Origin of the sequence: Jatrophihabitans sp., assembly GCF_036389215.1 — a bacterium.
Taxonomy (GTDB): Bacteria; Actinomycetota; Actinomycetes; order Mycobacteriales; family Jatrophihabitantaceae; genus Jatrophihabitans_A.
The window spans coordinates 1-13,717 of sequence record NZ_DASVQG010000073.1 but is presented as its reverse complement, the minus strand read 5'-3'; the positions used below and the strand labels follow the sequence as shown (position 1 = coordinate 13,717).

General features: G+C 69.9%; 14 protein-coding genes, 1 tRNA gene and 1 pseudogene. 6 read left to right on the top strand and 10 right to left on the bottom strand.

The window, feature by feature from the left end; genetic code table 11:
* Positions 1–75 precede the first annotated feature (75 nt).
* Together VF542_RS03495 and VF542_RS03490 are read left to right on the top strand one after the other, a co-directional pair.
* Complete coding sequence (locus tag VF542_RS03495; RefSeq protein WP_408650315.1) at positions 76–1,305, top strand: DNA polymerase III subunit delta'; 1,230 nt, start codon at positions 76–78, stop codon at positions 1,303–1,305.
* A gap of 86 nt (positions 1,306–1,391) precedes the next feature.
* Positions 1,392–2,210 (top strand): annotated as a pseudogene (locus tag VF542_RS03490) (PSP1 domain-containing protein); the annotation flags it as partial.
* 479 nt (positions 2,211–2,689) lie between these two features.
* Here the strand turns inward: VF542_RS03490 and VF542_RS03485 are convergent.
* From VF542_RS03485 to VF542_RS03455, 7 genes are all read right to left on the bottom strand, one after another.
* Entirely contained in the window at positions 2,690–3,100 is a 411-nt protein-coding gene (locus tag VF542_RS03485) for a DUF6924 domain-containing protein (RefSeq protein ID WP_408650314.1), read from the bottom strand.
* 111 nt (positions 3,101–3,211) lie between these two features.
* The gene (locus VF542_RS03480; protein ID WP_408650313.1) at positions 3,212–4,456 is read right to left on the bottom strand and encodes a glycosyltransferase; all 1,245 of its coding nucleotides are present in this window, start codon (positions 4,454–4,456) and stop codon (positions 3,212–3,214) included.
* Between the two features lie 100 nt (positions 4,457–4,556).
* The gene (locus VF542_RS03475) at positions 4,557–5,048 is read right to left on the bottom strand and encodes a hypothetical protein (RefSeq protein ID WP_408650312.1); all 492 of its coding nucleotides are present in this window, start codon (positions 5,046–5,048) and stop codon (positions 4,557–4,559) included.
* Positions 5,041–5,235: a hypothetical protein gene (locus VF542_RS03470; RefSeq protein ID WP_408650311.1), complete on the bottom strand. Its 195-nt coding sequence runs from the start codon at positions 5,233–5,235 to the stop codon at positions 5,041–5,043. The genes VF542_RS03475 and VF542_RS03470 overlap by 8 nt, the downstream gene beginning before the upstream one ends.
* A 201-nt stretch (positions 5,236–5,436) precedes the next feature.
* Entirely contained in the window at positions 5,437–7,521 is a 2,085-nt protein-coding gene (locus tag VF542_RS03465) for an ArnT family glycosyltransferase (RefSeq protein WP_408650310.1), read from the bottom strand.
* A gap of 1 nt (position 7,522) precedes the next feature.
* Positions 7,523–9,049 carry a sensor histidine kinase gene (locus VF542_RS03460; protein ID WP_408650309.1) on the bottom strand — a complete coding sequence of 509 codons (1,527 nt, stop codon included), beginning with the start codon at positions 9,047–9,049 and terminating at the stop codon, positions 7,523–7,525.
* Between the two features lies 1 nt (position 9,050).
* Entirely contained in the window at positions 9,051–9,788 is a 738-nt protein-coding gene (locus tag VF542_RS03455; RefSeq protein ID WP_408650308.1) for a response regulator transcription factor, read from the bottom strand.
* A 165-nt stretch (positions 9,789–9,953) separates the two neighbouring features.
* Between VF542_RS03455 and VF542_RS03450 the strand changes: the two genes are divergently transcribed.
* Positions 9,954–10,026, top strand: a tRNA-Thr gene (locus VF542_RS03450).
* Positions 10,027–10,042: 16 nt separating this feature from the next.
* Here the strand turns inward: VF542_RS03450 and VF542_RS03445 are convergent.
* The gene (locus VF542_RS03445; RefSeq protein ID WP_408650307.1) at positions 10,043–10,510 is read right to left on the bottom strand and encodes a MarR family winged helix-turn-helix transcriptional regulator; all 468 of its coding nucleotides are present in this window, start codon (positions 10,508–10,510) and stop codon (positions 10,043–10,045) included.
* 80 nt (positions 10,511–10,590) lie between these two features.
* Between VF542_RS03445 and VF542_RS03440 the strand changes: the two genes are divergently transcribed.
* The 3 genes from VF542_RS03440 to VF542_RS03430 all read left to right on the top strand — a co-directional run bounded on the left by VF542_RS03440 (position 10,591) and on the right by VF542_RS03430 (position 12,683).
* On the top strand, positions 10,591–11,217 hold the full coding sequence (locus tag VF542_RS03440) for an FMN-dependent NADH-azoreductase (RefSeq protein WP_408650306.1): 627 nt from the start codon (positions 10,591–10,593) through the stop codon (positions 11,215–11,217).
* A 41-nt stretch (positions 11,218–11,258) separates the two neighbouring features.
* Positions 11,259–11,603, top strand: coding sequence for a rhodanese-like domain-containing protein (locus VF542_RS03435; RefSeq protein ID WP_408650305.1), 345 nt, complete (start codon positions 11,259–11,261; stop codon positions 11,601–11,603).
* A gap of 168 nt (positions 11,604–11,771) precedes the next feature.
* The gene (locus VF542_RS03430) at positions 11,772–12,683 is read left to right on the top strand and encodes a S1 family peptidase (RefSeq protein WP_408650304.1); all 912 of its coding nucleotides are present in this window, start codon (positions 11,772–11,774) and stop codon (positions 12,681–12,683) included.
* 148 nt (positions 12,684–12,831) lie between these two features.
* On the opposite strand, the gene VF542_RS03425 is transcribed toward VF542_RS03430, so the two are convergent.
* Positions 12,832–13,494, bottom strand: a complete 663-nt coding sequence (locus tag VF542_RS03425) for a hypothetical protein (protein ID WP_408650303.1) — start codon at positions 13,492–13,494, stop codon at positions 12,832–12,834.
* Positions 13,487–13,717, bottom strand: a 231-nt coding sequence (locus VF542_RS03420) for a hypothetical protein (protein WP_408650302.1), incomplete at its 5' end; no start/stop codon positions are given. The genes VF542_RS03420 and VF542_RS03425, both read right to left, overlap by 8 nt.

The window sequence follows — 13,717 nt, the reverse complement described above, 5'->3', positions numbered from 1 at the left end:
CCGCCGGCCCGAGACGGCGGGGGAGGGGCCGGCGCCGCTGGAGCGCGGGTCCCACGACGTGGCGGAGGCTCCGAAGTGAGTGTGTTCGACGCGCTGATCGGCCAGCGCAGTGCGGTGACCGAGCTGACCCGAGCGGCCCGGGCTGCCGCCGACGTGGTCGCCGGACGCCCGGTGCCGACCGGAGCGGTGACCCATGCCTGGCTGTTCACCGGCCCGGCCGGCTCGGGGCGCTCGGTGGCTGCCCGGGCGCTGGCCGCCGCGTTGCAGTGCGACCGGGCCGAGCAGTTGCTGGCGACCCGGGACGGCCACGGTGAGCGCACCGCACCCGGCTGCGGCGACTGCCCGGCCTGCCACTCGGTGCAGGCCGGCGCGCATCCCGACGTCCGCTCGGTGGTGCCGGAGGGGCTCTCGATCGGCGTCAGCGAGATGCGCGCGGTGGTTGCCATGTCGGCCCGCCGGCCGTCGATGGGCCGCTGGCAGGTGGTGATCATCGAAGACGCCGACCGGCTCACCGAAGGCGCGGCCAATGCCTTGCTGAAGGCGATCGAGGAGCCGCCGGAGCGCACCGTCTTCCTGCTCTGCGCGCCCTCGACCCACCCTGACGACGTGATCGTCACCATCCGGTCCCGGTGCCGGGTGGTCGGCCTGCGGATCCCGCCGGCCGACGCCATCGCCGAGGTGCTGGTTGCCGACGGCATCGATGCGGCCGCCGCCGGCTGGGCCGCCCAGGCGTCACAGGGCCATGTCGGCCGGGCTCGCCGGCTGGCCCGCGACGGCGAGGCGCGGCAGCGACGTGCGGAGGTGCTCGCGATCCCTGCCCAGCTGACCTCGCTCAACGCCTGCTTCGAGGCCGCCGATCACCTGGTGCAGGCGGCCGAGGCCGAGGCCCGGGCCCTGACGCGCGACCTCGACGTCTCCGAGTCCGACGAACTCAAGCTCGCGCTGGGCGCCGGCGGCACCGGCAAGGGTGCGGCGGCAGCCGCCCGCGGCAGTGCCGGGGCGTTGAAGGATCTGGAGAAGCGGCAGAAGTCCCGGGCGACCCGGCTGCAACGCGACTCGCTGGATCGCGCGCTGGTGGACCTCGCCAGCTTCTACCGGGACGTGCTGCTGGTGCAGGCCGGCTCACCGGTGCTGGCCGCGCATCCAGAGGTTGCCTCCGACGTGTCGGTGGTCGCCCGGTCGATAGACCAGGCAGGAGCGCTGGTCCGGCTGGAGCAGGTGCTGGCCTGCCGGGAGGCGATCGAGCTCAACGTCAAGCCGAAGATCGCCGTCGAGGCGTTGACCGCGGCGCTTCGGCTGCCCTGACCCAGCTGCACGGTTTTGGACCGGGTTGCGACTCTCCGATTGCCCTGCCATCTTCGATGGGTACCGCCAGGGCTTACGCTTAGCTGATGGGGCTGATCTGCGCGGTGACCTTTACCGATCGAGGTCGGCTGTACTACGCCGATCCTGGCGCGCTGACGCCGGCGGTCGGTGACTACGTCCTGTACCCGACCACCGAGGGCCCCGAGGTGGCGCAGGTGATGTGGGCGCCGCAGTGGAGCCCGCAGGACATCGGCGGCCTGCCGGAACTGGTTGGCCTCGCGGGTCCCGAACACATCACCGCGCTGGCTAGCGGACGCAAGAAGCGGGCCGAGGCGCGGGTGGCGGCCAGGCGGCTGATCCGGGCACACGGCTTGCCGATGAAGATCGTCGGGGTCGATCACGTGCTCGCCGACAACCGCACGGTGATCTACTTCTCCGCCCCGCACCGGGTCGACTTCCGGTCGCTGGTGCGTGACCTCGGTGCCACCCTGAAGGGCCGGGTCGAGCTACGCCAGCTGTCCTCGCGCGACGAGGCCCGGGTGATCGGCGGCATCGGATCGTGCGGGCGGGACCTGTGCTGCTCCACCTTCCTGGTCGACTTCGAGCCGGTGTCGGTGCGGATGGCCAAGGACCAGGACCTGCCGCTCAACCCGTTGCGGATCTCCGGAGCGTGCGGCCGGCTGATGTGCTGCCTGAAGTTCGAGCATCCGCTGTACCAGGACTTCGCCGACCAGGCCCCGGCGATCGGGTCGTGCGTGTCCACCCCGGACGGCGAGGAGGCCACCGTCGTGGGGCACTCGGTGCCGACCGACTCGGTGGTGCTGCGGATGAACGCCGACGGCCGCCGGACCACCTGTGCCTTGGCCTCGGTGTGCTCCTCGCGCAAGGCCCACGACCAGTTCTACGGCGACGGCACCGTCGGCTCGGCGCAGGCCAGCCCGTCAGGCAGCGTGGTCGCTGCCACTGTCACCGACGGCGTGCCGCCCGAGGCCGCCTCACCCCTCGTGTCCGGCGCCGTCGAGTCGAGCAGCGCCGCCTCGAGCAACGTCGTGGCAGCCAGCCCCGCGTTGGACGGCATTGCCAGTGCCAGCCTCGTCGTCGGGGACACCGTCGCTGACGCCATCGTCTCGGCGAGCGCCGTGTCGGACAGCGTCGTCTCGGGCACAGTCAGTTCGGACAGCGTCGTCTCAGGCACAGTCAGTTCGGACGGGGTCGTCTCAGGCACAGTTAGTACGGACGGCGTCGTCTCGGCCGGAACCATCGTCGGCGGCGACACCATTCCCGGCCTCGCCACCGAACTGCCAGCCCCGTAGGACCACTCGCAGCACCGGACATGCAGCGATAGCAGTCGGTCTCCGGTAGCGGACATGCCGATCGACCCAGATCAGAAGTGGTCGAAGACCCCACCGTCCTGATCAGCGACCTGGGCGAACTCGTGCCACCCCATGTTGTAGAGCGAGAGATTGTTCGATACCGCTTGGACGCCCCGAGGAGTGCAGCGGAACGGATCGCCTCGCGTTCCCCGCACGTCCAGGACCAGGATCGGTCGACGTGGGTCGGTCATGGTCACCTGATCCACAACGAAGACGAACGATCCTTGAAAGCTGGGCGGCAGCACGCTGCCGATGTCGGAGATGTCATCGAGTGCAGGGTCCTCGACGAAGTCGACGTTGGCCTCGAACCCTTCTTCGCTGGGCTTGACTATGTCCTCGCGGATCCGCGCCCACGCGGCATCGTCCTTGTAGTCCGTTCTGATCACCGGCACCCAGTACTCGCCCGAGCCGAAGTTGGTCACGCGGTGCAAACTAGCATCATGCTCGCGCTCGACGAGGCTTCCCACAGTGAGCGCGCAACGGTCCGAGTACCTGACTGAGTCCGACCGACTGGCGGCCCTCCGACCGTCCGCTCACGCAGCGTGGGAGCGGGCGTCCCCCTTGAACACCCAGCCCCGTAGCAGGACGAACCGCAGCACCGTCGCGGCCAGGTTGGCCAGCACCAGCACGGTCAGCTCCAGCCCCGGGTGCGGCATCGGGTTGATCGCGTGCAGCAGCCCCAGCGCGCCGCTGGTCAGCGCCAGGCCGAGCCCGAACACCGCCAGACCTTGCGCCTGATGCCGGCCTGCATGGGCCTGCCCCGTGATGCCGAAGGTGAATCGGCGGTTCACCGCGGTGTTGGCCAGCGCCGTCAGAAGCAGCGCGACCAGGTTGGCCAGCTGCGAGCCGAGCGGGCCGAGACCGAACCAGAACAGCAGCAGGTAGGCCAGCGTGCTGATCACCCCGACGGCGCCGAACCGAACCAGCTGGCGCAGCAGTCCCGGCGCGACACCGGGCGCGCCTGGAGTCACCAGCGGCTGCCGGCCGAACTGGAGGCGAATCTCGGCCAGCGGCAGCGCTCCGGTGGCCAGCGCCCGGCCGAGCCGGGCCACCCCGCGCAGGTCGGCCACCGCGGTGCTGATGATGTCCACCCGGGAGTCCGGGTCGTCCACCCAGTCCACCGGCACCTCATGGATCCGCAGGCCGGATCGTTCGGCCAGCACCAGCAGTTCGGTGTCGAAGAACCAGCCGGTGTCCTGCACCAGCGGCAGCAGCTTTCGCGCGACCTCGGCCCGCACCGCCTTGAACCCGCACTGGGCGTCGGAGAACCGGGTGAGCAGGGTGCCCCGCAGGATCAGGTTGTAGCACCGGGAGATCAGCTCGCGCTTGGTGCCGCGCACCACCCTGCTGTGCCGCGACAGCCGGGACCCGATGGCCACGTCGGAGTGCCCGGAGATCAGCGGGGCCACCAGCGGCAGCAGGGCGTTCAGGTCGGTGGAGAGGTCCACGTCCATGTAGGCCAGCACGTCGGCCTCGGAGGCGAGCCAGACGGCGCTGAGCGCGCGGCCACGGCCCTTCTGCTCCAGCCGGACGTGCCGGACGCCGGGCAGCTCACGGCTCAACCTGGCTGCGACCAGCGGCGTCGAATCGGTGCTGGCGTTGTCGGCGATGGTGATCTGGAACTGGTAGGGAAAGCGCCGCTCCAGATGATCGTGCAGCCGCCGCACGCAGGGTGCCAGATCCACTTCCTCGTTGAACACCGGAATGGTGACGTCGAGAGTCAGCCGATCCGATTTCGGCTGTGAATCAGGGGTATCGAGCTCTGCCAGCCGTGTCATGCCTCAACTTTGGGCCGGCGGACTGGCACCACCTTGTGGCAATGCTGTGGCGTTGCTGGGAACAGCTCGGCACCGCACTGCGGTCATCCGGGATAGGCGCTTACCGGTCCAGGATGTGAAAGACCGCGATGCCGAGCATGACCACGGCCAGCAACTCGCAGCAGATGCCGACAAGCAGGATCCGCGCCTTGATCGCATTCATCCGGCGGGCGGCCGCCAGCGCCTTGAGGCGCGCTCCCGAGATGGCCGCCCGCGCCTGCTCGGACGGTTGGTTCCACCAGCTGATCAGCTGGTCGACGGTGATGGTGGTCTCCCCGTAGGGCAGCGGAACGCTGACCAGGATTGCGATCACGGAGGCGGCGATGAACAGCGCGATCGCCGCGACCAGCCAGCCGTGTGCGGCGCCGGGCAGCGTGAAGCTGTCGGCGCTGGTGATCACCGCGACGAGGCCGAAGAGCAGGGTGACCAGCGAACCCGACGTGCTGATGACCGTGCCGCCCTTGTTCTCCAGCGCGGTACGCCGGGTGGCCTCCGCATCGAGCAGCAGCTTGACGTAGTCGGTGTAGATGACGGGGGCGGTGTCGTCAGCCATGATCAGCCCTCGCTGCCGCGGCATCGGCTGCCTGGCTGTCTGGCAGTGCGTCGGGCAGCTCCATCGGGAGCACGCTGTTCAGGCCCTTTCTCGGGTTGAATGAGATCTGGTCGAACCAATCCGGGTCGACCGCCGGGGCGGTCGGCTCGGTGGCCGGTTGGGGTGTTTCCCCCGCTGCGTCAGACATTCTCGCTCCCTACGCCGTACGCCACGCCGTGCCGCACATAGTGCACCTGCGGTCGGCTGGCGGACAAGGGCGCCCCCGTGACGGCTGAGAGCGTTGCTCTCTGTCTGGTGCGCAGATATGACGCGACCGGCCCGGACCCACGCAAGGAGGGTGATCCGTGAGTCCGGGCCGTGCCCCGGCCGAGTGCCGGGCGTTCAGGCTTCAGCCGGCTGGCTGCGTCAGGTCGTACAGGGTGACGCCGCCGACGGTGGTCGCGGTGAAGGTGCTCTGCACCCAGCTGCTGATCTGGGAGGAGGCGTTGCTGCCGCCGGTCTGGGAGCCGCCGGGGCCGCGACCACCGCCGAGGCCGCCACCGATGAAGTAGTGGATCTTGCCGTCGGCCACCAGCGCCTTGAACTCATCGAGGGTCGGGGACGGGTCGCTGCCGTTGAAACCACCGATCACCATCACCGGCTTCTCGGTTGCCAGCTGGAATCCGGCCGCGCTGTTGGAACCCACGGCCGCCGCGACCCAGGCGTACCGGGAGGAGTTGGCCTGCAGCGCGTCGACCACCGCCGCGGACGGGGTGCTGGCGTTGAGCAGGCCGCCCGCGCCGCCGGTCCGGGCACCGGTGGCGCCGCCGGGAACCTGGCCGGGCGGGAAGCCACCGGCCGGGAAGCCACCGGGCGGCAGGCCACCGGGCGGCAGGCCACCGGGAAGCTGGCCGGCAGGAGGCGGGGCGAAGCCGCCCGGCCGCTGGCCGTTGAACCGCCCACCGGGGCCACCGAAGCCGCCGGCGCTCGCGGGGCCCGCGCTGGGGATGGAGCCGGTGTGCGGCGTCCGTGCGGTCGACACGGCGTAGGCGGTGGGGCCGGCCAGCGCGGCGGTCAGCGCGACAGCTGCCACGACCAGCCCGGCCCGGCGGGCCAGCCGGGACATCACCACGAGCAGCACGGCGCTGGCGGCGCCGGCCATCAGGATCGCGTGGCGCAGCCAGGGCAGCCAGCTCGGCGTCCGGTCGAGCAGGTGGAACTCCCAGGCCGCGGCGACCAGGATGCTGGCCGCGAGGAGGCCGGTGGCCGCCAGCCGGTCACGGTGCCGCCACAGCAGGGTGGTCGCCACTGCGAGAACGCCGCCGATCGCAGGCGCCAGCGCCACCGTGTAGTACGCGTGGATGATCCCCTGGGCGTAGCTGAAGACCAAGCCGGTGACCAGCAGCCAGCCGCCCCAGAGCAGCAACGCCGCCCGGGTACGGTCGGTGCGGGCGGCCTTGCGGGTGAACCACAGTCCGGCGACGAGCAACAGCAGCGACGAGGGCAGCAGCCACGAGATCTGGGTGCCCATGTCGGTGCCGAACAGCCGGGTCGCGCCGGTGGCACCCCATTGGCCACCGTTACCGCCACCGCCGCCCACGCTGCCGGTCTCGTTGCCGGTCAGCCGGCCGACGCCGTTGTAGCCCAGGGTGAGCTCGAGGATCGAGTTGTGCTGCGAGCCGCCGATGTAGGGCCGGTCCGCGGCCGGGATCAGCGAGACGATCGCGATCCACCAGCCGGCCGAGACCACCAGGGCGGCACCGGCGGCCAGCAACTGCCCGATCCGGTTGCGCACCGGATTGGGCGCGGCCAGCAGGTAGACCAGCGCGAAGGCCGGAACCACCAGCAGGGCTTGCAACATCTTGGTCAGGAAGCCGAAACCGGTCAGCACGCCGACCAGCGCCAGCCATCGCATGGAGGCCGTTTCCAGCGCCCGGATAAGGCAATACGCGCCGGCCACCATCAGCAGCGTGAGCAGCGAGTCAGGGTTGTTGAACCGGAACATCAGCGCCGCCACCGGAGTGCTGGCCAGTACCGCGCCGGCGATCAGGCCGGCTGCCGGGCCCGAGGTGCGGCGCACCGTCAGGTACAGCAGGCCCACCGCGGCGACCCCCTCGAGCGCCTGCGGCACCAGCACGCTCCACGAACTGAGGCCGAAGACCCGCACCGACAGGGCCATGATCCACAACGCGGCCGGTGGCTTGTCGACGGTGATCGAGTTGGCGGCGTCGGATGATCCGAAGAACATCGCCTTCCAGCTGGCCGAGCCGGCCTGGGCCGCCGCCGAGTAGAACGAGTTCGCGTAACCGGAGGCTCCCAGGCCCCACAGGTACAGCAACGCGGTAGCCAGCAGCAGTGCCAGCACGGACGGCCGGACCCAGGCGGGATCGGCGAGGCGGCCTCGAAGAACGGCCGGTACCCGGTTGGGCCGGGCGCGCTGGAACGGCTGCTCGGAAGAGGTGTGGCCTGGTGCCAGAAGGGTATGTGCGCTCATGTCACACAGCGTTGCCGGCAAAGCTTGCCTGAGTCTGTGAGGCAACTTGACGATAACCATGGATCGGCAGCTCGACGGTGAACACCGTGTCACCGGGCCGGCTCTCCACCATGATGCGGCCGTGGTGCGCGGCCACCACCGCCGCCACGATCGCCAGCCCCAGTCCGGTGCTGCCAGCGGCGCGCGAGCGTGACTGCTCGCCACGGGAGAACCGCTCGAAGACGTCGGGCATCAACCCGGCGGAGATGCCGGGACCGTCGTCACGGACGCAGAGCACCGCGTAGTTGGCTTGCTTTCCAAGCGAGATCCGGACCGTCGTGCCGGGCGGGGTATGGGCTCGGGCGTTGGCCAGCAGGTTCGTCACCACCTGGTGCAGCCGGGGAGCGTCACCCAGCACCAGCACCGGCTCGTCGGGGACGTCGAGCTGCCAGCGGTGCCCTGGCCCGGCGGCGTGGGCGTCACTTGTCGCATCCACCGCCAGCCGGGTCAGGTCGACCTCGGCCGATTCCAGCGGCCGGCCGGCATCGAGGCGGGCCAGCAGCAGCAGGTCGTCGACCAGCGCGGTCATCCGGCCCGCCTCGGACTCGACCCGGCTCATGGCGTGCGCGATGTCAGGCGGCGCGACGTCCCGGCTGCGCCGGGTCAGCTCGGCGTAACCGCGGATCGAGGCCAGCGGGGTGCGCAGTTCGTGGCTGGCGTCGGCGACGAACTGCCGCACCCGGGTCTCGCTGCGGTGCCGGGCGTTCAGCGCCTCGCTGACGTTTTCCAGCATCCGGTTCAGCGCGACGCCGACCTGGCCCACCTCGGTGTGCGGGTTCGGGCCCGGAACCCGCTCGGCCAAGGCGACCTCGCCCTCGTCCAGCGGCAGCTCGGCGACCCGGCTGGCGGTGGCGGTGACCCGCTGCAGCGGCCGCAACGCCAGCCGCACGATCACGGTGCCGACCAGGCCGGCGATGATCAGCCCGAGCAACGCCAGCGCGGTGATCGCCAGGGTCAGGTCGGCCAGGGTGCTCGACACCTCCTTGAGCGAGAAGCCGGACACCAGCACGTCACCGTCCGGCATGGCCCGGGCGATGATCCGGTAGTCGCCCAGGCCGGGCAGCTGTACCGAGCGGGGCTGGCCGTCGGCGCGCAGGCTCAGCAGCCGCTGTTGCACCGCTGCGCTCAGCGCCGGCCGGGCGTTGCTGGCGTCCTGCAGCGCCGAGGCCGCCACCGTGCCGTCCTCGATGACCGCACCGATGCTGCCGATCGGGTTGCCCGGCGGCAGCAGGAACCGTCCCGGGTCGTTCTGCGGCGAGCCCGGCTCGAACCGTTGATGTCCGGAGTCGCGCGCCGTCATCCCGCCGGCGGTCGCCAGTTGCTTGTCGAGCTGGCCGGTCAGCGACCGGCTCAACGCCACCTCGGTGAAGAACCCGATTCCGGCGCACAACAGGATCAGCAGCCCCAGGAAGCTGGCGATCAGGCGGGTCCGCAACGTCCAGTCGCGCAGCGGCCGCACCCGCCGGCCGCCACGCCCGCTCGCGTCCACCTCAGCCCGCGGGGCGCAGCACGTAGCCGACGCCGCGCAGGGTGTGGATCATCGGCTCGCGGCCGGCGTCGATCTTCTTGCGCAGGTAGGAGATGTAGATCTCGACCACGTTGGCCTGACCGCCGAAGTCGTAGTTCCACACCCGGTCCAGGATCTGGGCCTTGGACAGCACCCGGCGCGGATTGCGCATCAGGTAGCGCAGCAGCTCGAACTCGGTGGCGGTCAACGCGATCTCCTCACCGGCCCGGCTGACCTCGTGGCTCTCCTCGTCGAGGGTGAGGTCGCCGACGCTGAGCACCGAGCCGCTGTGGGCGGCTGCGATCGAGGTGCGGCGCATCAGGCCACGCACCCGCGCGACCACCTCTTCCAGGCTGAACGGCTTGGTGACGTAGTCGTCGCCGCCGGCGGTGAGCCCCGCGATCCGGTCCTCCACGGCGTCCTTGGCGGTCAGGAACAGCACCGGGAGGTTGGGGGAGTCATCGCGCAGCCGGCGCAGCACCTCCAGGCCGTTGAGGTCGGGCAGCATGACGTCGAGCACCACCGCGTCGGGCTTGAACTCCCGCGCGGCGCGGATCGCGGCCAGGCCGTCGTGGGCGGCCCGGATGTCCCAGCCCTCGTAGCGCAGGGCCATGGTGAGCAGGTCGGCGAGGTTCGGCTCGTCGTCGACGACCAGCACCCGGACCGGGGTGCCGTCGCTACGCAGCAGGGACGATGGGCGGGTGGCGCTGGTGGTAGTCACCTGAGAAGGATGCGGCTGGCGACTAGCGGGCGGCTGTGCTGTCCCTGTGCGGATCCTGTGGGTCAGGTGCCCCGCGGCCGGGCGGGCCGGGGCTGATCGGCAGGTGCCTGGTTGCCGGTGCCGCCGCCGCACCGGTTAGACTTCGACGGTCGCGGTTCGCCGTGCGCCGCCTTAGCTCAGTCGGCAGAGCGTCTCACTCGTAATGAGAAGGTCTAGGGTTCGATTCCCTAAGGCGGCTCACATTCCTTGTGCTACTACGGTTGAGTGGTGGCGCCTGTCGGTGGCACCGACAGGACACGTTGGAGAGCGGCCGCAAGGGCCTTCAGCTCCTGGTCCGCCAGGTGCTGGGCGAAGTGCTCTTCGATCCCAGCGAGGTACGTCGGCGCGGCCTGGCGGTAGCGCCGTAGCCCGAGGTCGGTCAGCGCTGCGTACGCCGACCTCCCGTCCTGCGGGTTCTGCTCACGAACGAGCAGTCCGGCCGTCGTCATTTCCTCCACCAGCCGGCTGACACGCGTCCGGCTCAGGACCACCCGGTCCGCCAGATCAGACATCCGCAGCTTGCGCTCCGGAGTCGCAGCCAACTCCAGGAGCACGTCGTAGAAGCGCAGCGGCATGCCGGCCTCGGCCATGAGCTTCTGGTCCAGCACCGGCACCACCGCCGCATGGACCTGCAGTAACGCGCCCCAGGCGCTCGTGGACAGGTGCTTCCGATCTTGATCCATGGGCCGCAGCCTACAGCTACTTGCGTGCACGCGCACCTAGTTGTAAGATGTGTGCACACGCACATAACCTGGAGGATCACATGACACGGCTACTGCACGTCTCCGCTTCACCCCGGGGCTCGGCCTCGGAGTCACTCGCTATCGCCGAGCACTTCCTCGACGCGGTCCGCGACGTCCGCCCCGACGTCGTGATCGACACCTTCGACCTGTGGGACGGCACGCTGCCGCAGTTCGGACCGGCTGCCGCCGGCGCGAAGATGGCCGTGTTCGCCGGGCAGACCCCGACCGGTGAGCAGGCCGCTGCCTGGCAGGCAGCGAAGACCACGTTCGAGCGCCTCGCGGCAGCGGATGAGTACCTGCTCACCGTGCCGATGTGGAACCACGGCATCCCGTACATCCTCAAGCAGTTCATCGACGTCGTGAGCCAGCCCGGCATGGTCTTCACCTTCGACCCCGAGAACGGCTACACCGGACTGCTCACCGGCAGGAAGGCCGCCGTCATCTACACCAGCGCCGTCTACGGAGCCCACCGTCCGCCGTCGTTCGGCGACGACTTCCAGGCGCCGTACCTGAACAGCTGGCTGCGCTGGACGGGAATCGAGGACATCACCACCATCGAGTTCCGCCCGAACCTCGCCACCGCGGACGCCGACAGCGACCGGCGGCGCGCCCATGCCGACGCCCGCGAGGCCGGCAAGCGCTTCTGACCGACCTTTCACCGACCCACTCGACACCGAAGGAACAGACCATGACAATCGCCATTACCCGCACCGAACTTCAGGCCCTGCTCGCGGCAGGCACCGTCACCGTCGTCGACGCCCTCCCACAGAGCTACTACGACCAGCAGCACCTGCCCGACGCCATCAACCTCGTCGAAAGCGACGTCGACACCCGCGCCGCAAGCCTGCTGCCCGACCTCGCCGCAACCATCGTCACCTACTGTTCCAACCCCGCCTGCGGCAACAGCAAGGCCGTCGCCCGACGCCTCGACAAGCTCGGCTACCTCGACGTCCGCACCTACCCCGGCGGCATCCAGGAGTGGGCCGGGGCGGGCCTGCCGACCCAAGCGACGGCAGGGGCCGCACCCCGCTAGTTACCTTGGCGCTACTCCTGAGCGCAAGGGTGCTGAGGTTTGCCGGCGCAAACCGGCCGAGGGAGAGGTCAGGCAGTGCGAGAGGCGCGACCACACACTCTCTTGACCGAAGGCGTTATGCCCTGGTTAGCTGACTGCACCCACCACTTTCCACTTCGGAGCTGTCTCATGACCTTTTCCCTTAGCGCCGGTCGGCGCCCGTTCCGGCTGCTGATCGCCGGCGCCACCGCGATCGCGGCCACCGTATTGACCGTTTCGGCCGCCGCTGCGGCGCCGGCCCCCGCTGACTCCTCAGCTGCTACCGCCAGCTCCAGCCGGGCCGTTCCGCAGGTTCAGGTGCAGGCCGTGGGCCTGGCTTCGACCATCGCGCTGAGCAACTGTTCGGGCAGCCTGGCCCGCTACCCGTCGTCCCTGGACACCGACCGGGCGATGATGCTCACCAACGGGCACTGCTACGAGGGCGGCTTCCTCGCGGCGGGCCAGGTGCTGGTCAACCGGGCCAGCTCCCGCACCGGCAAGCTGCTCAACGCCAGCGGCACGGCCGTGGCCACCGTCAAGGCCGACCTGGTGCTCTACGCGACCATGACCGGCACCGACGTCACGCTGTACCGGCTGAACAAGACCTTCGCCCAGATCAGGAGCACGACCGGCCTCAACGCGCTCACCATCTCCTCGACCCACCCGGTCGACGGGCACGCGATCTCGATCCCGTCCAGCTACTGGAAGACCACCTACTCCTGCGCCATCAACGGCTTCGTCAGCACGCTGCGTGAGGACCAGTGGACCTGGCACGACTCGATCCGCTACCTGTACCCGAGCTCCACCTGCCAGACCATTGGCGGCACGTCCGGCTCGCCGATCATCGACAACTCCAGCCTGCAGATCGTCGGCATCAACAACACCCTCAACGAGCAGGGCCAGGCCTGCACGCTGGACAACCCGTGCGAGGTCAACGCCGACGGCAGCCTCACTTACACCCAGGGCCAGAACTACGGCCAGGAGACCTACTGGTTCAACACCTGCCTGACCTCGACCAACGCGATCGACCTGAACAAGACCGGCTGCCTGCTCACCAAGTAGGACCGGATCGGCCAGGTAGGCCGATTCTCAGCTTCGGCGCCGGCGAGCGGACCACCCGCTCGCCGGCGTCCGTTATTCCGGCGGAGATTTCCCGGTCGCGATGCCGGCGTCGAGCGCATGCCAGCTATGTCCTGGTCGAGCGATGCGACTAGGTCCTGGACGAGCGGTGGATGAACCCGCCGATCGACGTGCGCGGACGGTCTCCCGCATTGGGATCGACCCTGGAGATGAAGTGGCGCAGGTGTGGCGCCAGCGTCACGAGACGGTTGCGGGCGGGTGAGACCCAGAGGCCTGGACCGACCGATCCGACGGAGTCACGCTCCTCGGTGATGTCGAGGATTCCGCGCGCGGGAACGGCGGCGTCGGGTGGGTCGGCGACGCAATGCAGTAGGCCTCCCCAGTGCACGTCCCACTCCGCAACCGAGTAGAAGATGTAGGAGCCGTCGAACTGGCCGTCGTCGCGGTGCAACCCCAGCGCCGTGCCCTGCGGGTAGATCCAGGGAGTCATGCTCACCCGGGCCGCGTCCTGCCGCCCGTCGAGCAGTAGCCGGCGCAGCAAGGCGGCGAGTGGCTCGAGCGCCGGCGGCAGGTCCGGTGGAACTTCCTGGGAGCGAGCTGATCCGGCAGACGCCAACCAGGTCGGTCCCCTCAGCGGCTCGCCCTCGCCCAGTCGCCATACCGTGCGCCACTGACCGTGGTGCACTCCACGGTAGGTGAGCTGTTCGGCCCATCTCCGCAGCGCCTGGAACTCGGCTTCCAGCAGCACGTCGTCGAAGACCCGCAGGCCTGCGGCGTCGAAGACCCTACGCATGTCGAGGGCCGAACGCGTTGATCGCTCTGTTCCCGGCAGCAGCCGGCCCGGCCGGATGCCTGGCGGAACGGATGGGTTCGTGCTGGCCGGGCCCCCCGTAGCCGAAGCTGTAGGCCAGCCGGATCACCTCGGCGTGCGTGCCCGGATCCAGTCGCCACGAGACGGGCGCTGCCAGCGAGGTCGGCAGCACGACACTTCGCCGCCGCGGCCGGTCCAGGAACAG